The sequence below is a fragment of the Pseudomonas sp. UBA6753 genome, assembly GCF_002453565.1.
GTDB classification, from domain to species: Bacteria; Pseudomonadota; Gammaproteobacteria; order Pseudomonadales; family Pseudomonadaceae; genus Aquipseudomonas; species Aquipseudomonas putida_Z.
Window position 1 is genome coordinate 80,992 of sequence record NZ_DKHD01000004.1, and the last position, 21,581, is coordinate 102,572.

18 protein-coding genes and 1 pseudogene are annotated in these 21,581 nt (G+C 64.3%); 3 read left to right on the forward strand and 16 right to left on the reverse strand.

Annotated features, from left to right (window positions below):
- Positions 1 to 500: 500 nt before the first annotated feature.
- The 3 genes from B2790_RS03100 to B2790_RS03110 all read right to left on the reverse strand — a co-directional run bounded on the left by B2790_RS03100 (position 501) and on the right by B2790_RS03110 (position 4,006).
- Positions 501 to 1,835 carry an MFS transporter gene (locus tag B2790_RS03100; RefSeq protein WP_274078460.1) on the reverse strand — a complete coding sequence of 445 codons (1,335 nt, stop codon included), beginning with the start codon at positions 1,833 to 1,835 and terminating at the stop codon, positions 501 to 503.
- 53 nt (positions 1,836 to 1,888) lie between these two features.
- On the reverse strand, positions 1,889 to 2,959 hold the full coding sequence (locus B2790_RS03105) for a C45 family autoproteolytic acyltransferase/hydolase (RefSeq protein ID WP_274078534.1): 1,071 nt from the start codon (positions 2,957 to 2,959) through the stop codon (positions 1,889 to 1,891).
- 117 nt (positions 2,960 to 3,076) lie between these two features.
- Positions 3,077 to 4,006 carry a LysR family transcriptional regulator gene (locus B2790_RS03110; protein WP_274078461.1) on the reverse strand — a complete coding sequence of 310 codons (930 nt, stop codon included), beginning with the start codon at positions 4,004 to 4,006 and terminating at the stop codon, positions 3,077 to 3,079.
- Positions 4,007 to 4,250: 244 nt separating this feature from the next.
- Here B2790_RS03110 and B2790_RS03115 point away from each other — a divergent pair, with 244 nt between their 5' ends.
- Together B2790_RS03115 and B2790_RS03120 are read left to right on the forward strand one after the other, a co-directional pair.
- Positions 4,251 to 5,972 carry an amidohydrolase gene (locus B2790_RS03115; protein ID WP_286918235.1) on the forward strand — a complete coding sequence of 574 codons (1,722 nt, stop codon included), beginning with the start codon at positions 4,251 to 4,253 and terminating at the stop codon, positions 5,970 to 5,972.
- Positions 5,973 to 6,185: 213 nt separating this feature from the next.
- Complete coding sequence (locus tag B2790_RS03120) at positions 6,186 to 6,980, forward strand: formate/nitrite transporter family protein (RefSeq protein WP_286918236.1); 795 nt, start codon at positions 6,186 to 6,188, stop codon at positions 6,978 to 6,980.
- 29 nt (positions 6,981 to 7,009) lie between these two features.
- Here the strand turns inward: B2790_RS03120 and B2790_RS03125 are convergent.
- A pseudogene (locus B2790_RS03125) lies at positions 7,010 to 7,084 on the reverse strand (hypothetical protein); the annotation flags it as partial.
- Positions 7,085 to 7,150: 66 nt separating this feature from the next.
- Here B2790_RS03125 and B2790_RS03130 point away from each other — a divergent pair.
- The gene (locus tag B2790_RS03130; protein WP_286918237.1) at positions 7,151 to 8,047 is read left to right on the forward strand and encodes a LysR family transcriptional regulator; all 897 of its coding nucleotides are present in this window, start codon (positions 7,151 to 7,153) and stop codon (positions 8,045 to 8,047) included.
- Between the two features lie 348 nt (positions 8,048 to 8,395).
- Here the strand turns inward: B2790_RS03130 and B2790_RS03135 are convergent, their stop codons facing one another.
- From B2790_RS03135 to pedH, 12 genes are all read right to left on the reverse strand, one after another.
- Positions 8,396 to 8,803: an OsmC family protein gene (locus B2790_RS03135; RefSeq protein WP_286918238.1), complete on the reverse strand. Its 408-nt coding sequence runs from the start codon at positions 8,801 to 8,803 to the stop codon at positions 8,396 to 8,398.
- A gap of 126 nt (positions 8,804 to 8,929) precedes the next feature.
- Positions 8,930 to 9,829, reverse strand: coding sequence for a LysR substrate-binding domain-containing protein (locus B2790_RS03140; protein WP_025339543.1), 900 nt, complete (start codon positions 9,827 to 9,829; stop codon positions 8,930 to 8,932).
- Positions 9,830 to 9,851: 22 nt separating this feature from the next.
- The gene (locus B2790_RS03145; RefSeq protein ID WP_286918240.1) at positions 9,852 to 10,799 is read right to left on the reverse strand and encodes an HlyD family secretion protein; all 948 of its coding nucleotides are present in this window, start codon (positions 10,797 to 10,799) and stop codon (positions 9,852 to 9,854) included.
- 2 nt (positions 10,800 to 10,801) lie between these two features.
- On the reverse strand, positions 10,802 to 11,008 hold the full coding sequence (locus B2790_RS03150; protein ID WP_286918241.1) for a DUF1656 domain-containing protein: 207 nt from the start codon (positions 11,006 to 11,008) through the stop codon (positions 10,802 to 10,804).
- Complete coding sequence (locus B2790_RS03155) at positions 10,998 to 13,151, reverse strand: FUSC family protein (RefSeq protein WP_286918242.1); 2,154 nt, start codon at positions 13,149 to 13,151, stop codon at positions 10,998 to 11,000. The genes B2790_RS03150 and B2790_RS03155 overlap by 11 nt, the downstream gene beginning before the upstream one ends.
- 272 nt (positions 13,152 to 13,423) lie before the next feature.
- Positions 13,424 to 14,044, reverse strand: a complete 621-nt coding sequence (gene ycaC / locus B2790_RS03160; RefSeq protein WP_046613875.1) for an isochorismate family cysteine hydrolase YcaC — start codon at positions 14,042 to 14,044, stop codon at positions 13,424 to 13,426.
- Between the two features lie 365 nt (positions 14,045 to 14,409).
- The gene (locus B2790_RS03165; protein WP_286918243.1) at positions 14,410 to 16,137 is read right to left on the reverse strand and encodes a PAS domain-containing hybrid sensor histidine kinase/response regulator; all 1,728 of its coding nucleotides are present in this window, start codon (positions 16,135 to 16,137) and stop codon (positions 14,410 to 14,412) included.
- Positions 16,121 to 17,284: an alcohol dehydrogenase-like regulatory protein ErcA gene (gene ercA / locus B2790_RS03170; protein WP_286918244.1), complete on the reverse strand. Its 1,164-nt coding sequence runs from the start codon at positions 17,282 to 17,284 to the stop codon at positions 16,121 to 16,123. The genes B2790_RS03165 and ercA overlap by 17 nt, the downstream gene beginning before the upstream one ends.
- Positions 17,285 to 17,373: 89 nt before the next feature.
- On the reverse strand, positions 17,374 to 17,646 hold the full coding sequence (pqqD, locus tag B2790_RS03175; RefSeq protein WP_025339551.1) for a pyrroloquinoline quinone biosynthesis peptide chaperone PqqD: 273 nt from the start codon (positions 17,644 to 17,646) through the stop codon (positions 17,374 to 17,376).
- 52 nt (positions 17,647 to 17,698) lie between these two features.
- Entirely contained in the window at positions 17,699 to 17,770 is a 72-nt protein-coding gene (pqqA, locus tag B2790_RS03180; protein WP_003253598.1) for a pyrroloquinoline quinone precursor peptide PqqA, read from the reverse strand.
- A 251-nt stretch (positions 17,771 to 18,021) separates the two neighbouring features.
- A complete protein-coding gene (locus B2790_RS03185) occupies positions 18,022 to 19,542 on the reverse strand; it encodes an aldehyde dehydrogenase family protein (RefSeq protein WP_025339552.1) in 1,521 nt (506 codons plus the stop codon).
- 164 nt (positions 19,543 to 19,706) lie between these two features.
- Positions 19,707 to 21,491 (reverse strand): PQQ-dependent alcohol dehydrogenase PedH, encoded by a 1,785-nt coding sequence (gene pedH, locus B2790_RS03190; RefSeq protein ID WP_025339553.1) that lies wholly within the window; start codon positions 21,489 to 21,491, stop codon positions 19,707 to 19,709.
- Positions 21,492 to 21,581: the final 90 nt, after the last annotated feature.

Below are 21,581 nucleotides of genomic sequence, written 5' to 3' on the forward strand. Positions count from 1 at the left end.
CACACGGTGGCTCACCCGAAGAGCCTCGGTTGGGCATGGCATTGCTCCACTATTCAGGAAAAAAAAAGCCCCATGAGCATCCCTGCGATGCCGATGAGGTTGAACGTCCATAAGTTCTGGGGGAAAGGCGCGAGGTGCAATCACATTGAAGGCACCTGCTGGCAAATAGGAGTCAGCGTCGCCCAAATCGTTCATTTCTCAAGCAAAACGACCGACAGGCGGTACACTAAATCAAGTTAGTTAGTTTGCTAAATTGTTGTAATTTGACCGAGTGGAAAGTTTTATCGGCAACTGGATCCAAACTTCGCAAGTGACTTTGAATGCTCTATTCCGCAGTTTCGCAGATCTCGTTTTGCAGGTGGCCGTGGCTGAAGTGCCATCAGTCAGGCCAAGACCACACCCATTCCGATCGCCTCGCGCGGCCAGCAGCCCGTCTGTCGCCTTCAGCCTGCCAACACCCTCAGATTTGTCCTGGGTGATGGCAGGCAGCGCAAATACCCTCAATGACTGCCCAATGCCGCAGACGCCACGCGCCCCGGCACCTCCTCATCGATCTGCGCCATGCTCAATCGCGATGTCTCGCGCAGCATGAGCGAACACACCGCAACCAGTGCAAGTGCCCCCGCGCCATACAGCGCCACGCCCAACGGGTCATGGTTGGTGAGGATCAGGATGGCCGTGGCGATGCTCGATGCGGTGCCGCCGCCCAGCGCGGCGCCGATCTGGTAGCTGGCCGAGATACCCGAGTAGCGCATGCTGCGCGGGAACTGCTCGCCGAGGAAGGCCGGGATAGGCCCTTGGGTCGCGCCCATCAGCAGGCCGGTCAGGCTGTAGGCGCACAAGGCGATGGCGAAGCTCTTCATGCCCACCAGGGAAAAGAACAAGAACAGCCCCACGGCCATTGCCACTGCGCCAAAGCACATCACCGTGCGCCGCCCCAAACGGTCCGACAGGTAGCCGAACAACGGTGCCGACAGCACGATGGCGACCGACATCGCCAGGTCGAACATCAACGCCTCGGTGCTGCCAAAGCCCACCTGCGTGGCGTAAGTCAGGAAGAAAGTGCTGCCGATGTAGGCGATGGTGCAGTAACCGAAGGCGATCCCGGTGCACAGCAACAGCTGCCGCGGACGTTGGCGCAGGGCCGCGGCCAACGGTGCATGTTCAGGTTTGGTCACGGGCGTGGTGGCCGCTGCCGGTGCCTTCAGGCGCGCGTACAGGCCGATCAGCACCAAGGTACCGCCCAGCCAGAACGGGATGCGCCAGGCGAAATCGACCAGGTTGTCGTCAAAGGCCGCGCTGACGATGGCGAACACCCCAGCCCCGAGGATGCCACCCACGCCAATCCCCATGCTTGTGAAGCTCCCCCACAGCCCGCGCCGCCCCGGTGGCGCAGACTCGATGCCGAACAGCGCGGCACCACCCCACTCCCCGCCAGCCGCAAAGCCCTGGACCAGGCGCAGCAGCACCAGCAGGATCGGCGCGGCCACGCCGACGCTGGCATGGCCGGGCAGGCAGCCTATGAGGAAGGTGCTCATGCCCATCAGCAGCAAGGTGGCAACCAGTACCTTCTGCCGGCCGATGCGGTCACCGAAGTGGCCGAACACCAGGCCACCCAACGGTCGGGCAAGAAAGCCCGCACCGAAAGCGCTGAAGGCCACCAACGTGGCTGTCAGGTGGTCCATCTGCGGGAAGAACACCTGGGGAAACACCAGTGCGGCGGCGGTGCCGTAGATGATGAAGTCATAGAATTCCAGCGCCGTCCCCAGTCCGGAGACGCAGAAGGTTCGCAAGGCGGAACGGGATGACGCAGGGCGGGAATGTTGCGCATGCATTGTTGTTGTTCTCGTTCAGCGGCGCCGCCTTGAGCTGGCGGCACCGGGTTGGCTCAGAAAGTGTCGAAGCCGGCCTTGGCCAGTTGCACAGGCGTGCCGGCCACGTACTGCAGGGCACAGCGTTCGGTGTCGATGCCGACGCTGAGCAAGGTTTCCCAGCGTTCGGTATCGGGCATGGCCATGTCCGGGTGGAAGCAGATCGGCGCCCTGTCGCCCTCGGCGCCGCACATGGCCTCGGCCCGGGCACGCAGGTCAGCGCTGGCCATCTGGCCGACCACCTGCTCGAGGTGGCCCAGGCGGCATTGGGTATCGGCACGGTCGGCGACCTGCTCGCCCAGGCTCAGCTGTGGGTCGAGGAAGTGATTGGTGTGCAGCAGCCAGCCGTCTTCCCGTGGCAAAACCAAGGCGGTGCGCGCGGGGCTCAATTCGATGCTGGCCGCGCGCGGGCTGCGGTCCTGGCGGGAGAACACTGTCAGCACGGTAGAGGCACTGACCCGCGCCGAACGGGCAAGCTCGATGGCCTCCTCGACACTGCTGGCTTCCTCCAGCAGACGCCGGGCGATGGCGTGCACCGGCACACCACCACTGTCGTTGTCACTGGTGTGGTGGAGGATATTGAAGTGCAGGCCGAGGCCCGCGCTGTTCACACCAAGCTTGGCGAGCATGCCGAACTCGCAGAACAGCTTGACGTTCATGCCGCGCTCGGTGTGCAGCGCCAGCATCAGGCCATGGGGGCACAGGCTGTCATGCCAATCCCAGGTCTGCAGGGTCTGCGGCGCACGTGCGCCACGGGGTGCATGCACGGTGGTGGAGCATTCGCTGTGGCGGGTTCGGGCCGCCAGTACTTCAGTGCGGGCGTTCAGGCTCGCCAGCTGCCACAGCGGCAGCTCGGCACCGCTGGCCATGCCGACCACTTCAGCGGCCAGGCCCGGGCTCCAGGCTTCCAGGGCTGCCAAGCTGTTTTCGCCGATGCGCTGCGCCTCACTCAAGGGCACGCCAACCCGCGGGAAAAAGCCCAGGTACAGTGCAGTGGTGGTACGGATCTGCTCGGCGAAGCGCGCACCTATCTGGTGGCCACGCTCGAGGGGGTTGCGGATGTCGCTGACATGGGTGTGGATCTTCAAGGCGGGGAACTCCTGGTACAGGCCGCGGTGGTCAGGCAAGCCCCGCTAGCCTAACGAGGCCTCCCCCAATCGATCATCGCCACAACCCGCACAACTTTTGTGCCCCGATGGAAAAACTCAGCCCCGTGCCAACGCCTGCGTGCCCTGCCCGTGCAGGTGCTCATGCAGCAAGGCAATGAACGCCTGCACCTTGCGGGTATTGCGCCGATGCGGCAGGTACAGCACGTGCACCCAGGGGCCGAACGCGCTCAGCGCCCGCCAGTAGTCGGGCATCACCTCCACCAGCTGCCCGTTGGCCAGGTAGGGGGCGGCACACCAGGTGGGTACGAACTGCAAGCCCTGCCCATCGAGCAGGCAGGCCAGCAGGAAGTCGAAGTTGTCGCTCACCAGTCGGGGGGTGGGCTGACGCACACGCAGCGTCTGGCCGCCGTGTTCGATCCACCAGAAGCTGCGGTTGAGCAGCGGGTGGCGCAACAGCAGCCAGTCGTGTTGGGCATAGTTCTCCAGAGTGATCGCCTCGCCTTTTTGGGCCAGGTAGGCAGGGCTGGCGCAAAGGATCACGCGGTTCTCGATCAGCGGCTGGGCGATCAGCTCCGGCTGGTCGGTGGGGCCGTCGCGCAGCGACAGGTCGTAGCCGCCATCAATCAGGTCTTCGTTGGCATCGTTGAGGTTGACCTCCAGGCGCACCTGCGGGTGCTCGCGCATGAAGCGGCAACACACCTGGTTGAGAAACGCGGGGCCGAACGACGGTGGCGCGGTAATGCGCAGGGTACCGCGCAGCGCGTGCTGCAACTGCTCCACTTCCTCGGTCACCCGTTGCAGGTGCATCAGCGCCTGGCGCGCGCCTTCCAGGTACAAGGTACCGGCCTCGGTCAGCGCCATGCGCCGGGTGGTGCGTTCGAACAGGCGCACGCCCAGTTCGCTCTCCAGGTGCGCAACAGCCTTGGTGATGGCAGACGGCGTCTTGCCCAGTTGCTCGGCCGCACGGCTGAAGCTGCCGTGTTCGGCGGCAGCGACGAAGATGGTCAGGGCCATCATCTTGTCCATGGTTTCTTCCTGTTCGGCACAAACGGTGGGAGTGATGCGAGGGTTGCGAGTATCTGCCCCTCCTATCAAACCCGCAAATGCCGCCGATTTGAATAGGCACGGCAAGGTCCGCTGCTTGCAGCCTGGCAAATACGGGCTCGGGATTCTTTCCCCATCACGAAAAAAGTTGTGCCTGCCCTCGCCTTTATCCGCCCTGCCCCCCTGGCTAGGCTGCGGCGCCATCACGACAACAACGAGGCACAGCATGAAGCAGCTCCTGAAGATGGCAATCAGCGCCGGCCTGGCCTGCACCTGCATGCCGGGTTTCGCGGCAGTGGACCTGATCCTGCACAACGCCAAGGTCTACACCGCCGAGCCCGGCCAGCCCTTGCAGCAGGCCGTGGCCGTCGAAGGCGAGAAAATCGTCGCGGTAGGTCCAGATCAGGCCGTGCTACGCCTTAGGGCCGAAGGCACCCGGGTCATCGACCTGGGCGGCAAGGTGCTGATGCCGGGCATGCTCGACGCCCACTCGCATGCCATCAAGGGTGGCCTGCAACTGGTGCTGGCCGACCTCGCCGGCGAGCAGGTTGCCCTGGACGAACTGGAACGGCGCCTGCGCCAGTGGCGCAGCGACGGCAAGGCCGTGCGCGGCGAGTTCCTTGTCGTCGGTGGTGTACCGGTCACCTACTGGAATGACATTCCGGCGCTGGAACAGCGCTTCAACCACGGCGAATGGGCCGAGCAACCGATCCTGTTCGCCGCCAACGACATGCACACCGGCTGGGCCAACCAGGCCATGCTCAAGCGCGCCGCAATCGATGCCGACACCATCGCTGCCCTGCCTGCCGAGGCACGCAACACCATCGGCCAACATCCGGACGGAACACCAAACGGTTTCCTCGCCGATGCCAGCTACTACCCGGTGACAGACCTGCTGCCCGCGCTGCCCCACGCCACCTTGCTGAGCGCAGGGCGCATGGCCCTTGACCATTACAAGCAGCTGGGCATCACCGGCTGGATGGACCCGCTGGCCAACGAGCTGCCGGGGGCCGATGTGAACAACCATTCGCTGGGCGTGCTGCCGGTGTACAAGGACCTCTCCGCGCGCGGCGAGCTGACCGCCCACGTCGCCGCCCTGCTGATGGCCGATTCCAGGGCACGCCCTGCCGACCTGGACGAACTGGACAAGGTACGCCGGCAATTTCTCGGCGTGCACAACCTCACCCTGCCGGGCATCAAGGTGTTTGCCGACGGCGTTGCCGAAGCGCCAGCGCAAACGGCGGCGATGCTCGAGCCCTACAGCAACTCCGGCAAGCACGGCGAACTGCTGCTGGACCCGAAGCACTTTGGCGAGCTGGTCAGTGCCGCCGACGCCCGTGGCTGGCTGGTGCACGTGCATGCCATCGGCGACCGCGCCGTGCGCGAGGCGCTCAACGGCATCGAGCAGGCACGGCGTGATCGCCACAGCGGCATCCCCCATTCCATCACCCACTTGCAGATGGTCAACCCCACGGAATACGCCCGTTTCAAGCAGCTCGACGTGATTGCAGCAATGCAGCTGTACTGGGCCAGCGCCGACCAATCGAACATGGAGCTGGTCAAGCCGTACGTGAACGCCATGGCCTTCATGCACACCTTCCCGGCCCGTTCGCTGCTCATGCATGGCGCCACCCTTGCCGGCGCCAGCGACTGGCCGATCACCACACCGGACCCTTGGCAGGCGATCTACCAGGCCATCAGCCGCAAGGGGCCCAAAGGTGTGCTCAACGCTGCTGAAGCCATCGACCGCCAGGTGATGTTCCAGGCCTATACACTCAACGCCGCCCGCACCATGCGCCTGGAGCAGCAGATCGGTTCGCTCAAGGTCGGCAAGCAGGCCGACATGATCGTGGTCGACCGCGACGTGCTCGACGTCGATGCCGAAACGCTGCGCGATACCCAAGTGCTGCAGACCTGGTTTGCCGGGAAGCTGATCTACGAGCGCTGACCTGCGGGCCTCATCGACGCGGTCTATCAGCTCATCCATTCCATCGATTTGACCGCGTCAAATTGCCTCATGTAGCTTGCCGCCCTCTTCGCAGCTGGCCCAAAGGTGCGCGTTACACCTTTGCGCCAGCTGCGCAGCCTACCCCGTACTGATCAAGCCCCACCACGGCGTGCCTGCCAGTTGCGTCGCCGTCACTGTGTTCGAGTTTGCAAAATGTCCGTCAACAGCCCCACCCGTATCACCGAGCTCGTCATCGAGAGCGGCGTCAAAAAAGCCCATCTATCCACCCATGCGACACTGGTCCTGGGGTTTCTCGCAGGTGCATTCATTTCGCTGGGGTTTCTCCTGGCTATCCACGTCAGCACCATGATCCCGGTACAGTGGGCCTCGCTCGGCACACTGCTGGGCGCCGCGGTATTTCCCATCGGCCTGATCCTGGTGATCCTGGCCGGTGGCGAACTGCTCACCGGCAACATGATGAGCCTGCCCTTGGCGATGTTCGCCCGGCGTATCGGCCCAGGCGCCGTGGCGCGCAACTGGCTGCTGGTGACCGTCGCCAACCTGTTGGGTGCACTGTTCGTTGCCGGGTGCTTCGGTCACCTGCTGGGCCTGACCGAGGGGGCCTACCTGAACAAGATGTTGGCGGCTGCGACCAGCAAGACCAACGCCGACTTCCTCCACGCCTTCGTGTCCGGAATCGGCTGCAACTGGCTGGTGTGCCTGGCAGTGTGGCTGTCGTATGCCAGCCGTGAAATGAGCGGCAAGATTCTCGGCATCTGGTTCCCGATCATGGCGTTCGTCGCCATCGGTTTCCAGCACGTGGTAGCCAACATGTTCCTGATTCCGGCAGCGATCTTTGCCGGCTACCTGAGCTGGGGGCAGTTGGTGGAGAACCTGGTGGCCGTGTTCCTGGGGAATGCGGTGGGTGGGGCGATCTTCGTGGGGTTGGCGTACTACGTGTCCTACGGTGTGCCTTCGCAAGAAGCGTGCGAGGTGCAAAGAGGCTAAGCAAATTGGGGCCGCTTTGCGGCCCTTCGCGGCAGTTCGAACAGCATGCCTGACCGTACGACCCCATCCAGGAAGCTGGTGTTGCCCAGCGGCAACGGCGGCAGCTCTCACGCTGCATGCGGTAGAGCTGATAGATTGGTCACAGAGTTCCATCTGGTGAACGATCGAACATGGAAGACCTGAACGACCTGTATTACTTCGCCCAAGTCGTCGAGCACGGCGGTTTCGCGCCGGCCGGGCGGGCACTGAACATTCCGAAATCAACACTCAGCCGGCGCATCCTGCAGCTGGAGGAGCGCCTGGGCGTACGCCTGCTCCAGCGTTCCACTCGACACTTTTCGGTGACCGAGACGGGCCAGGAGTTCTTCCAGCATTGCAGGGCCATGCTGGTGGAAGCGGAAGCGGCCCGATGGGTGGTCGAACGCACCCGCGCCGAGCCCCAGGGCACCGTGCGCATGAGCTGCCCGACAACCCTGCTGCATTACCGGGTCGGCGGGCTGGTCAGTCGATTCATGGCCGAAAACCCGAAAGTGAAGGTGCACCTGGAACCCACCAACCGCCGTGTGGATGTATTGGGCGAAGGCCTCGATCTGGCGCTGCGGGTGCGCTTCCCGCCGCTGGAGGACAGCGACCTGGTCATGCGCGCACTGGCCAGGAGCCCGCAGCGGCTGGTCGCGAGCCCCTCGCTGGTGGAGCGACTGGCGCTGCAACTGCCCGTCGAACCAGAGCACCTGGGTGAGCAGCCGAGCCTGGATTGGGGGCCACCCAGGGACCACATCTGGCAACTTGAAGGGCCCGACGGCGCGCATGCCGAAATCCGCCACACGCCGCGCTACATCACCGATGACATGAGCGCACTGCGGCAGGCGGCGCTTGACGGTGTAGGCATCGTGCAATTGCCGCTCATGGTGGTTGACCAGGACCTGGAAAACGGCCGCTTGGTGGAGCTCAACCCGCGATGGGAACCGCGCTGCGGCATCGTCCATGCGGTGTTCCCTTCCCGCCGAGGCCTGTTGCCCTCAGTGCGCAGCCTGATCGACTTTCTGGCCGAACATATCTGGGAATGACCGGCGCTATGCCGGCGCCTGGCCGATGTCAGGCCGGGGCCGCCTTGCGGCCCTTCGCGGGCACGCCCGCTCCCACAGGATGGTGCACTCCTTGAGGCCTGCACCGTACTTGTGGGAGCGGGCGTGCCCGCGAAGGGCTGCAAGGCAGCCCCAATCGATGTCACATAAGACCTGCATGACCAAGCATCATCCCTTCAGCGGGCCTGTGCGTCGTGGCCGACGCACATCACGCGATCAGGTTTCGTACTGAAGGCGCCAGGACTTTTCAAGGGATCGTTGGCGCATGTACTCATGTGCTGCTCCTCTACCGGCAGCCGGCAGCCGGCAGGCGCAACGCTGCGCCTGGCCTCATCCAACCAGCTTGCTGGCGATGATGATTTCGCCGCTCAACACCTTGTGAATGGGGCAGGCATTGGCAACTTCCAGCAAGCGCGTGCGTTGTTCTTCGCTCAGCGGCCCGCTCAAGCGAATGTCACGAGCGATCTGGATCCGAGGTTCGCGCCCCAGTTGTTCCTGCTCGATGCGGATATCCACATCGATGGCTTGCAGCGGCATTTCCTTGCGCTGTGCGTACATGGCAACCGTGATGGAAGTGCAGGCGCCAAGGGATGACAGCAACAGCCCATGGGGTGACGGCCCGATATCCCCGCCGCCTGCCGCCGCATCAACATCGCTGGCCCACTGGTGCTGGCCATCTGTCACGTTCACCTGGTACGCCACGCCTGCAAACGAAGCGCGGATTGCTCGCTCTGACATTGAAACTCCTGATTGACGATTGCCTGTGGCCACCCTGCTGCACAGGCTGCAAAGCTTGAATGATAGGTGCACGACGCAACGGACGGTAGGTGATGAAATGCGCCGCAGCGTTCTGTCTGGTGAACGCTACGCCGACCGCTCGAACGCCACCGCAAGAAAGTCGATCAACTCCCGCACCGCTGGCGTCAGCCCCCGCCGCGAAGGAAACAGGGCGATTACCTCGCCCATCCTGGGCACCCAGCTCTCCAGCACGTTCAGCAAACGCCCGGCGGCCAGGTCATCCTTCACCATATCCGCTGGTAGCAGCACCACGCCCACGCCCGCGAGCGCGCCCTGGTACAGCACCGCGATATCGTCGGAGACCAACCGTGGGCGGAAGCGAATGGACGCCACCCCGCCTTCGGGGCCGTCCAGGTCCCAGACGTACTCCTGAACATTCGCCCCCCAGCCAAGGCTGGGCAGTTCAAACAGGTCGGCAGGCTGCAGAGGGCGGTCGTACTGCGCCAGCAAGCCGGGCGAAGCCACCAGGCACTGGCGGCTCTGCGCCAGTTTGCGCATCACCAGCTCGCTGCTTTCCAACGGTTGATGGCGCACGCTCAGGACCAGGTCGAAGCCCTCGCCGATCACATCGACCCGGCGGTTGTAGCTCTTCACCAGCAACTCCACCGCCGGGCATTGCACCATGAACTGCCCAAGCATCGGCGCCAGGCGTGCATCCAGCAGCGAGGTGCTGCAGGCCAGCCGGACAATGCCGCTGGGCACGGCGCGGCTGCGCTGGATCGCGTCCTCGGCAGCAAATGCCCGATCGACCATCGACATACAGTGATGGTAGTACTCCAGCCCCACTTCGGTGACCGCGAACTGCCGGGTGGAGCGCTGGATCAGGCGCACCCCCAGGCGGTCCTCCAGATTGGCGACTCGCCGGCTCAGCCGCGACTTGGGCAAGCCGAGCGCACGCCCGGCCGATGCGAAACCGCCACACTCGACCACCTTGGTATACAGGTACAGCTCATTCAAATCGAACATCATGCTCATCGCCCACCCCCAGCTATTCGAGAATGGTCACGGTGGCAGTGGTCCCCGCACGCAAGGGTGGCGCATCGGCACTGCGCTCCAGGCGCAGCCGTACCGGGATCCGCTGGGCAAGCTTGACCCAGGTGTAGCTCGGGTTGACGTTGGCCAGCAGGCGGTTGCCCGGCTGATTCTCGCGGTCGGTAATGGCATAGGCGATGCTCTCTACCGTGCCCTCCAGCACCTCGCCACTCATCAGGGCGATGCGCGCACGGCTGCCCACCTTGATTTTCGGCAACTTGGTTTCCTCGAAATAGCCACTGACGTGGAACGACGAACTGTCGACCAGCGCCAGCAGCGGCATGCCCGGCTGGGCATAGTCGCCCTGGCGGGTCAGCAGGTTGGTCACGTAACCGCTGACCGGGGCGCTGACCCGGGTACGTTCGAGGTCGAGCCGGGCCTGCTGCAGCGTGGCCTCGGCGAGTTGCACGTTGGCCTGTGCCAGGCCGAGGTTGGACTGTTCGCGCAGCAGGTCGGCCTGGGCCACGGCCACGTCGGTGCCGGCCTTTTCCCATTCTTCGGCAGAGATTGCCGACATCGATTGCAGCTTGCGTCGGCGTTGCTCTTCGCTGCGCCGCTGCTTGAGCTGCGCCTCGTTGGCGACGATGGCGGCCTGCGACTGGCCCAGCGCCGCACGTGCGACTTCGACGGCTCGCACGGCATGCAGCACGGCCAGCTCGTAGCGCGCCGGGTCGATCTGCAGCAACAGGTCGCCCTGCCTGACGAACTGGTTGTCCTGCACCGGCAGCTCGATGATGCGCCCTGCCACCTCGGCCGACAGGGTCACCACATCGGCCCGCACACGGGCATCACGGGTCCAGGGCGCACGGGTGTAGTAGTCCCAGGCAAACCAGCCCAGCACCACCGCAAGCGCCAGCACTGCCAGGGTCAGGGCCTTGGCAAGAACAGGTTTAAACACAGGCATATTCAGGCACTCACTCCCATCAACAACACCAGCGCCGCGCAGATCGCGGCATACAAGGCGCCCTGCAACAGCGCCGGGTGCCACACACGCGCCAGCACGCCACTGCGCCGCAACAGGGCGTCCAGCACCAGGAACAACGGCAACCCCAGCAACAACGCCTGGGCAATCGGCGGCAGGTAGACCCCGCCAAACTCGAAATCAACGGGCATAGGCGCCCTCCTCCTCAGGCAACGTCTGCGCTGCCAGCACCGGTCGATAGCGCTGCAGCAGCTGGCCGGCAACCGATAGTGCGACCCGCAGGATGAACAACTGCCGCAGCGTCTCGCGGCCCGTCTCGGCGTGAGCCTGGTGCAGCGCATCCAGGGTTTCGGCAAGCTCGGCCAGCTCGCGCAACAGCCCGTCCACATCCACCCGCCGGCGTGCACCGATCAGATCCGCCATCTCCTGCAACCCTAGGCGCAAACGCGCCCTCGTGCCTTCAGGCAACACCGTGAGGTTGACGCACTGGGCATGCGCCTGGCCCAGCGCAATGGCCAGCGCCGGGCACACCAGGCTGCAATCGAACAACTCCCGGGAGCGCGCATCAGTGGCGGCGGGCAACAGGCCGATCATCGCCGACAGGCGGTCCAGCATACGGCTCTCGAAATCGAACTGACGCGCCACGCTGGCAGGTGCCGTCACGTACTCATGCACATCCTCGCGGGTCTGGCGGAACAGCCGGGCCATGCGCTTTTGCGGGTTGAACGGGAACACCAGGGCGAACACCACCATCGCCAGCCCGCCAGCCGCCGCATAGCCGCCGGCAAACTCGAACCACTGCATGGCACTGTTGTGGTAGGCGCCGACATTCTGCGGCCCGATCATCAACAGGCTGATCAACCCGATGCCCATGCCGATGCCCGCGGTCATGGGGCTGGCCAGGCCGACGGCCGCCAGGTACAGCAACGGCACCAGGCACACGGCAAGCATTTCGAAATCGGTGAACATCGGCAGCAGGGCAAACTGATACACGGCGGACAACAGCAGCGCGACCAGCAGGCCACGGTTGTAGTTCTGGCTGGCCAGCAACGGCCGCGGCAGCGTCGCCATCAGCGAGCACATGACACCGATCAGGATCACCCCGGAACGCGCGCCGTCCCAGGCCGTTTCGATCCACAACCAACCGGCGAGAAACAGCGCCAGAAAGGCCCGCACGGCGTTCATGCCGGCCAGGCGGAAGTCCAGATGCAGCGCGCTGGCTTGCCCTTGGGCGTGGGGGCAACTGGCGCCCCTGCCCTGCTGGATCGCCTCGTTGAGCTCGATCAGTTCATTCAGCTGCTGCAGCAGGCGCGCCTGCTCCCAGCGCAGGGCCCAGGCCAGCGAGCGCATGCGCGGGGGCAAGGGCTCGTCGAGAAACTCGACCCGGTCAGCGGCGGCGTCGAAGCGCTGGTACAGGTGGTGGATCGCTTCGCGGCGCTGCGCCGACAACTTCACGCCGTCACGTGCCAGTGCCTCCAGATTGTCCAGCTCGTCCTGGCGCAACAGCTGGATTTCTTCTGGCAACGGCCCTTGCCAGTGCTGCTTGATCAACTCGCGCTGTTGGCGCAATACCAGCAGGCGCGACACCAGCAGCACCAGTTGGTTGGCCAGCAGCTGCACCAGCCCATCGGCGTTGCGCAGGTGCGGCGCATCGAAATAGAGATGGCGGCGCAGGCCTTCCAGCACACTGATCTCGCTGATCAATTGCGCCTGCCGCTGGTGCAGCGCGGCTTCGTCCTCTTCGCTGCGCACCACCTCGGCGGCGTGCCGGGCGATCAGCTTGACCAGGCTATCGACCTTGCTGAAGTAGCCCTGCGCCACTGCCTGTGGGCGCGCGCTCAACAAACTGACCACGGCCACGCAGGCCACCGCCAGCAGGGTTTCGGTCAACCGGGTGATGGCCAGCAGGAGGATGCCGTCCGGTTCCGGCACGGCCAGCATCGCGACCACCACGGAGGTAAACCCGCTGAGGACGAAGGCATGCGAGTCGGTATAGCGCAGCAGCGTGCCGCCCGCCGTGCAGAACGCCAGCCACAGGGCCAGGCAGACGATGAAAGGCATTGGCGCCTGGGGGAACAAGGCCATGATCACCACCGCCATGGCCGCCCCCGCTGCGGTGCCCAGTACCTGGGCGAAACTGCGCTTGAGGGTCATGCCGGCCAACGGCAGGCTGATGATGATCACGGTCATCAGCGCCCACTTCGGTTGCTCCAGGTCGAAGATGAACGCCAGGTAGAGGCACAACAGGCCTGCAACGATGGTACGCAGCGCGAAGAACAGCACCCCACGGCCAGGGTTCAAGGCCATCTTGAAATAGGAAATCAGTGGAGCCATCCGGCACCTCGGGACACGGCCAGGGAGCCGCGCATGGGCGCATGGCATTCCGGGCCGGGTTGATTCATGAGCTGGAGGCGTCTCTGCGCATCCGCGAGCACACTCACATTACCGTTCAAGTGCGCGAGTCGAGCAACCGTAAGATATATAAGCAGATTAACTGACGACAGGTTGGGTACCGCCCTGCTCGAGGCGCAGGTACCGGCGGCACAAAACTGACGTGTGACACAAGCGATCGGGGAGCCATGCACGCGCATGGCTCCCCGGCCGGATTACTTCGACAGCTTGCTGAAGCTGGTCATCAGGTTGCGGTAGTCCGGGATGTGGTTGGAGAACAGCGTGCCCAGGCCTTCGATGTCGTTGCGCCAGTCGCGGTGCAGCTCGCAGGCCACGCCGAACCAGGTCATCAGCTGCGCGCCGGCGGCTTCCATCCGGCGCCAGGCCGAATCACGAGTCAGTTCGTTGAAGGTACCGGAGGCATCGGTGACCACGAACACATCGAAGCCTTCTTCCAGGGCCGACAGTGCCGGGAAGGCCACGCAAACCTCGGTCACCACACCGGCGATGATCAGCTGCTTCTTGCCGGTGGCCTTGACCGCCTTGACGAAGTCTTCGTTGTCCCAGGCATTGATGTTGCCCGGGCGCGCGATGTACGGCGCGTCAGGGAACTGCTCCTTGAGTTCGGGCACCAGCGGGCCATTTGGGCCGTTCTCGAAGCTGGTGGTGAGGATGGTCGGCAGCTTGAAGTACTTGGCCAGGTCCGACAGGGCCAGCACATTGTTCTTGAAACGGTCGGGTTCGATATCCCTTACCAAAGAGAGCAAACCCGTCTGGTGATCCACCAGCAGTACGGCGGCGTTGTTCTTGTCCAGTCGCTTGTATTGAAAGGCCATGATGTTTTCCTTACTCGGGTTGGATGCGTTTGGTATGACTTCGCCCAAACAATGGCGCCCCGGTAAGATAACCAGCCAGGCAGAGCCGTGACAGGCTGGCATCCGCAACACAGAGTCCCATTTCGGGAACAGCCACCTGGCACTGCGGGCCCCACCCTGTAGGAGCAGCACAAGGCTGCTCTCATAGAACTGCACATGACTCATTGAATTAGCATGGCCCCTGTGGGAGCGGCTTTAGCCGCGAACACCGGCGCAGCCGGTGCCATGCACCGCGTTGGATTCTTCGCGGCTAAAGCCGCTCCCACAGCGTACGAGGATCGCTTGCGAATTCAGTTATCTGTCGCGCAAGGCCGTGAGTTGAGGCTTCAGCCCAGCAACTGGCTCAACACCGCACGCAACTTCCCCGGTTTGACGGGCTTGTTCAACAACGGCGCACCGAGCTTGTTCAAGGAGCGTCGGCATTGATCGCTGCGGTCGGCAGTGATGATCACCGCGGGAATGGCGACGCCGAAATGTTCACGCAAGTGCCTGACCACCTCGCAGCCGACAACACCGTGGTCCAGGTGAAAGTCCGCCAGGATCAATTCCGGTGCCCGCCCCTGCAAGGCCAGCAAGGCACCAGCCTGGTCGGTCGCGGTAACCACCTCGCAGCCCCACTGCCCGAGCAGCGCGCCCATGCTCTCGAGGATGCTCACTTCGTTGTCCAGTACCAGCAGGCGGCGGCCCGGCAACGGGTTGCCGGCGCCCGGCTGCGGCGCGGCCTGGTGGATAGGCAGCGGCATGGCTTCGCCGATCGGCACGTCGATGCTGAACATCGAGCCACGCCCCGGCCACGAACGCACCTCGATGCGGTAGCCGAGAATCTTGGCGATCCGCTCGACGATGGCCAGCCCCAGGCCCACGCCCTTGCGGTCAGCGGCGCGGCCAACGTCCAGTTGGTTGAACTCGAGGAAAATGGCCTGCAGCCGATCCGCCGCGATGCCCCGCCCGGTATCCCACACCTCCAGGCGCAAGTGATCGCCGCGGCGCCTGGCCCCCAGCAGGATCCTGCCCTCGTCGGTATAACGGCAGGCGTTGCTGAGAAAGTTGCGCAGGATACGCGTCATCAGCCGCAGGTCGGTACTGATGGCGTAGTCGCCAATGCGCGCGCGCAGCTTCAGGCCTGCCGCATCGGCCACCGTGCGAAACTCCGAGACCAGTGGCCCGAACAGTTCGTCGAGGCGGTACAGCGCCACGTCCGGCTTGACCGCCGCCTGGTCGAGCCGGGAAATGTCCAGCAGGTCGGTCAGCAGGTCTTCGGCGCCCTCCAGGGCCTGGTGGGTACGCTCCACCAGCACCTTTTCTGCTTCTGGCAGTGGCCTTTCGCGCAAGGTCGAGATCAGCAGCCGCGCGGCATTCAGCGGTTGCAGCAGGTCATGGCTGGCGGCAGCGAGGTACTTGTCCTTGCTGCGGTTGGCGGTTTCCGCGGCGTCGCGTGCATCGCGCAGGGCGCGGGCAATCTGTTTGCGCTCGGCGATCTGCTGTTGCAGGTTGCGGTTGGCCTCCAGCAGTTCATCGGTGCGGGCGGCCACCCGTTGCTCGAGTTCGTCATTCAGTTGCTGCAGGCGCTGCTGGGCCAGCTTGCGTTCGGTGATGTCGGCGACAAACCCTTCCACCAGCCCTTCCTGGCCTGGCTTGAGCAACAGGTTCATCAGCACATCGAGGTGGCTGCCATCCTTGCGCCGCAAGCGGGTTTCATAGCCGTGCAGGCTGCGTTCACGGGCGAGGGTCGCGGTGATGGCGTGCAACTCTTCGGCCCCGCCGACAAACAGGTTGTCGGCAAGGTCGGTCAGCGGAAACAGCAACGCTTGCGGGTTGTCGTAACCCAGCATGCGTGCCAACGCCGGGTTGGCGGCACGCATGCCGTCTTGCAGGCTGGCCTGGAAAATCCCGTGCACGGCGTTTTCGAACAGCCACTTGTAGCGGTTGCGTTCGGCCTCCAGTTCGTCCAGGCGCGCCGCCAGCTCCGGGTAATGGCTCTTGCGCGCCGAGTGGTCGCCCAGCCCCAGCAGCCCGGCCAGCGCCCGTTGCTGCTCGTCAGAGGGCCTCGCCATAGACCACCTCGACATCACGCTGGCTCGACGCACGCGGGTTGGTGAGGATGCACGGGTCGTCCATCGCATGTTGCGACAGGAACGGGATATCGGCCGTGCGCACCCCGTGCAGGCCCAAGGTTTCGTGGAAGCCGATGGCATGCTTCAGGGCGATCAGGTGCTCCACCAGGCGCGCGCAGATCTGCCGGTGGTTGAGGCCGCGGCAGTCGATACCCAGCACTTCGGCAATCACCTTGAAACGCTCCGGTGCCGAGCTGTAGTTGAACGCCACCACGTGCTCCACCAGCACCGCATTGCACAGGCCATGCGGCAGGTCGAGGAACCCGCCCAGGCTGTGCGACATGGCGTGGACCGCACCCAGGATCGCATTGGAAAACGCCAGCCCCGCCTGCATGCTGCCCAGCATGATCTTCTCGCGCAGGGCGATATCGGTGGGGTTGGCGATCATTTCCACCAGGTTGCCGTTGATCAGGCGCATGGCCTCCAGCGCATGGGGGTCGGTCATCGGGCCGTGGCCGGTGGAAACGAAGGCTTCGATGGCATGCACCAGCGCATCGATACCGGTACAGGCCGACAGGAACGGGTCCATGCTCAGGGTGGTTTGCGGGTCGATCAGCGACACGTCCGGCACCACCGCCTTGCTGACGATGGAGAACTTCATGCGCTCCTGCTGGTTGGAAATGATCACGAACTGCGACACGTCCGCCGAAGTGCCGGCCGTGGTCGGGATCAGGATCAGCGGCGGGCTGGGCACGCGGATCATGTCCACGCCTTCGAATTCGAGGATGCTGCGCCCGTGGGCGACCACGATGCCGATGGCCTTGCCGCAATCCATCGGGCTGCCGCCGCCGACCGCGACAATCACATCACAGTGGTTTTGCCGGTAGATCTCGGCACCGAGCATCACCTCTTCGACCCGTGGGTTGGGTGATACGGCGCTGTACAGGCAGTAGTCGATGCCCTGGGCCTGCAGGCTGGCCTCCACGTCTGCCACCCAACCGGCGGCAATCACACCGGGGTCGCTGACCACCAGCACCTTGCGCGCACCGAAGGTCTTGGCGTAATTGGCGACATTGTGCCGGCAGCCGGCACCAAAGATGATCTCGGGCGAAACGAACTTGCGAAGCGGGCTGAAACTCTGGCTCATCGGGAAGCCTGTTCTTATTGTTCTGGAAGGTAACCGCCAGCGTAAAGCATCCCGTAGCGAAAGCAACCAGACCAAAGCGTGACCACGGCTCATTCGATCCAGTACTTGGCACGGGCCACCTCCAGGAACGCCAGGATGTCCTCGTCGAGCCCCGGCACACCGGGGAAGCGCTGTGCCAGGCGGTCGATGACAGCCGCCACGCTGCGCTGGCCGTCCAGCAACTCGAGCACCCAGCCGGCACTAGCATTGAGCTCGATGATGCCCTCGGGGTACAGCAGCACATGACACGCCTGGCGCGGCTCCCAGCGCAGGCGAAAGCCCTTGCGCAAGGCCAGGGCTTGTTCACGATCGATCAGGTTCACAACAGGCTTGCTCAATGAAGACCCGGCCATCGCGGTGATGGCCGGACAGGCATCAACGATTGGCGAAGTACATCGTCACTTCGAAGCCGATGCGCAGGTCGGTAAAGGCGGGTTTAGTCCACATGGGGCATTCCTCTTCTTGGTGCCGGGCGATTCCGGTAGAGGCATTAATGCACGAGGGGCGACGCGGCCGAATGCTACTTTGGGACAGGTTTGCGGGGTGCGTTGGTAGGGGTAACACGGAGCTGCTGTGGATCTGTGCATGGCAGTGCCGGCCTCTTCGCGGGCTCGCCCGCTCCCACAGGGACTGCACAAGTTTCAAGACCAGTGCAATACCTGTGGGAGCGGGCGAGCCCGCGAAGGCCGCGACGCGGTTTAGAAGAAGCCCAACGGGTTGATGTCGTAGCTCACCAGCAGGTTCTTGGTCTGCTGGTAGTGATCGAGCATCATCTTGTGCGTCTCGCGGCCCACCCCGGACTTCTTGTAGCCACCGAACGCGGCATGCGCCGGGTACAGGTGGTAGCAGTTGGTCCACACACGCCCGGCCTTGATCCCACGGCCCATGCGGTAGGCACGGTTGATGTCACGGGTCCACAGCCCCGCGCCCAGGCCAAACTCGCTGTCGTTGGCGATCGCCAGGGCTTCGGCTTCGTCCTTGAAGGTGGTCACGCCCACCACCGGGCCGAAGATCTCCTCCTGGAACACGCGCATCTTGTTGTTGCCCTTGAGCAAGGTCGGCTGGATGTAGTAACCGCTGGCCAGGTCGCCGTCGAGCCGCTCGGCAGCGCCACCGGTGAGCAACTGCGCGCCCTCCTCCCGGGCAACCTGCAGGTAGGAAAGGATCTTGTCGTATTGCTGCTCCGAGGCCTGGGCACCGACCATGGTCGCGGTGTCCAGCGGGTTGCCACGGGTAATCCTGGCGATCTTCTTCATCACCTCGGCCATGAACGGCTCGTAGATCGACTCCTGGATCAGCGCCCGCGACGGGCAGGTGCACACCTCGCCCTGGTTGAAGAACGCCAGCACCAGGCCTTCGGCTGCCTTTTCGATGAACGCAGGCTCGGCCTGCATGATGTCTTCGAAGAAGATGTTCGGCGACTTGCCGCCCAGTTCGACGGTGGACGGGATGATGTTCTCGGCCGCGCACTTCATGATGTGCGAGCCCACCGGGGTGGAACCGGTGAAGGCGATCTTGGCGATGCGCTTGCTGGTGGCCAGGGCTTCGCCGGCTTCACGGCCAAAGCCCTGGACGATGTTCAGCACGCCTGCCGGCAGCAGGTCGGCGATCAGCTCGGCGAAAATGGTGATCGACAGTGGCGTCTGCTCCGCCGGCTTGAGCACCACGCAGTTGCCGGCGGCCAGGGCCGGGGCGAGCTTCCAGGCGGCCATCAGCAGCGGGAAGTTCCACGGGATGATTTGCCCGACCACACCCAGCGGCTCGTGGATATGGTAGGCCACGGTGCCTTCGTTGATCTCGGCGGCGCCGCCTTCCTGGGCGCGGATGCAGCCGGCGAAATAGCGGAAGTGGTCCGCCGCCAGCGGCACGTCGGCGTTGAGGGTTTCGCGCACTGCCTTGCCGTTGTCCCAGCTTTCGGTAACGGCCAGTACTTCGAGGTTCTGTTCGATGCGGTCGGCAATCTTCAGCAGCACCAGGGCGCGGTCCTGCACCGAGGTCTTGCCCCAGGCCTCGGCAGCGGCATGCGCGGCGTCCAGGGCCTGCTCGATGTCCTGGGCGCCGGAGCGCGGGAACTCGGCAATCGGCTGGCCGTTGACCGGCGAGCTGTTGGTGAAGTACTGGCCGCCCAGTGGCGGCACGAATTCACCGTTGATGAAGTTGCCGTAGCGTGGCTTGAAGGACACGATGGCGCCTGGGGTTCCGGGTTGTGCGTAGATCATGCTGAGCCTCTGCGGGGGTCGATGCCTGTCCGGCGACAGGCGATGGACCGATGGTAAAAAGCCCCGCCTGCCGGGCGAATGCATCGTTGGCAGCGGGGCTCTCGTCATTTGGTAGTAGGGCCGCTTGCCGCAGGGTCGGCTGCAGCAAGCGGCGGGTTATCGGCTTAGCGACTGGCGCTTGCCGTTTGCAGCTGCTTGGGCAGCTTGAAGGTCCAGAGCATGCCGCCCTGGTTGAAGTCCTTGACCCGCTTGGCCACTTCGCCGCCCCACAGCGGCACCGCGCCGCCCCAGCCGGAAACCACCGAAACGTACTGTTCGCCGTCCATTTCCCAGGTCACTGGCGAGCCGAGCACGCCGGAGCCGGTCTGGAACTCCCAGACCTTGTCGCCGGTCTTGGCGTTGAACGCCTGCAGGAAGCCTTCCGGCGTGCCGGTGAACACCAGGTTGCCCTTGGTGGTCAGCACCCCGCCCCACAGGGGCGCGAAGTTCTTGTGGCGCCATACTTCCTTGCCGCTGACCGGGTCGATGGCGCGCAGCACGCCGATGTAGTCTTCGTTGAGCGGCTTGATGGTGAAGCCGGCGCCAAGGAACGCCGCGCCCTTCTTGTAGGCGATGCCTTCGTTCCAGATGTCCATGCCCCACTCGTTGGACGGCACGTAGAACAGCCCGGTGTCCTTGTTGTAGGCCATCGGCATCCAGTTCTTGGCACCGAGGAACGCCGGCGCCACGAACACCGAGCTGCCCTTGGCCTCGCTACCCGGCGCCCCCGGCCGGCTGGCCTCGTTGTAGATCGGCCGGCCGTCCTTGTCCAGGCCGGTGGCCCAGGTGATCTTGTCGACGAAGGGGAAGCCGCGGATGAACTTGCCGTTGGTGCGGTCCAGCACGTAGAAGAAGCCGTTGCGGTCAGCGGTGGCAGCGGCCTTGACCTCCTTGCCGCCGTCCTTGTAGTTGAACGAGATCAGCTCGTTGACGCCGTCGAAGTCCCAGCCGTCATGCGGCGTGCTCTGGAAGTGCCACTTGATGGTGCCATCGTCGGGGTTCAGGGCCAGGCGCGACGAGGAATACAGGTTGTCGCCCGGGCGCAGGTGCGAGTTCCACGGTGCCGGGTTGCCAGTGCCGAACAGGATCAGGTTGGTTTCCGGGTCGTAGTAGCCGCCCAGCCAAGGCGCCGCACCGCCGGTCTTCCACAGGTCGCCGGGCCAGGTCTTGCCCGCCTCGCCGCCGGAAATGCCGTTTTCGATCGCCTTGCCGTCCTTGTACACGTAGCCCATGTGCCCTTCCACGGTCGGGCGCATCCACAGCAGCTCGCCGTTTTCCGGGTTGTAGGCCTGGATCTTGCCCACCACGCCAAACTCGCCGCCGGCAACGCCGGTGATCAGCTTGCCGTTGACGATCATCGGCGCGGCGCTGATGGAGTAGCCTTCCTTGTGGTCGGCCACCTTCTTGCTCCATACCACCTTGCCAGTGTCCTTGTTCAGCGCCACCAGCTTGGCATCGAGGGTGCCGAAGAACACCAGGTTGCCGTACAGCGCCACGCCGCGGTTGATCACGTCGCAGCACGGGCGGATGTCATCGGGCAGGCGCGCATCGTATTGCCACAGCTTCTTGCCGGTACGGGCGTCCACGGCGAACACCCGCGAGTAGGAGCCGGTCAGGTACATCACCCCGTCCTTGACCAGCGGCTGGGCCTGCTGGCCGCGCTGCTTCTCACCACCGAAGGAAAACGCCCAGACCGGCCGCAGGTCCTTGACGTTGTCGGTATTGAGCAGGTTCAGCGGGCTGTAGCGCTGGCCCTGGACGCCCAGGCCATTGGTCACGATCTGCTGCGGGTTCTTCGGGTCCTGGAGAATTTCTTCATTGCTGACAGCGGCGTGGGCTGCACCGGCAAGCAGCATGGCGCTGAGCACCAGGCTCAAGGCGAACACGGGACGACGTGTGGATCGGGTCATGACGGCTACCTTTGGTTTTTTTGTTGTATCCGGGAAAACTTCCCGGTGTGTCGGGAATTCTTGGTCCCGACCTGCTTGCCAACAATTGCC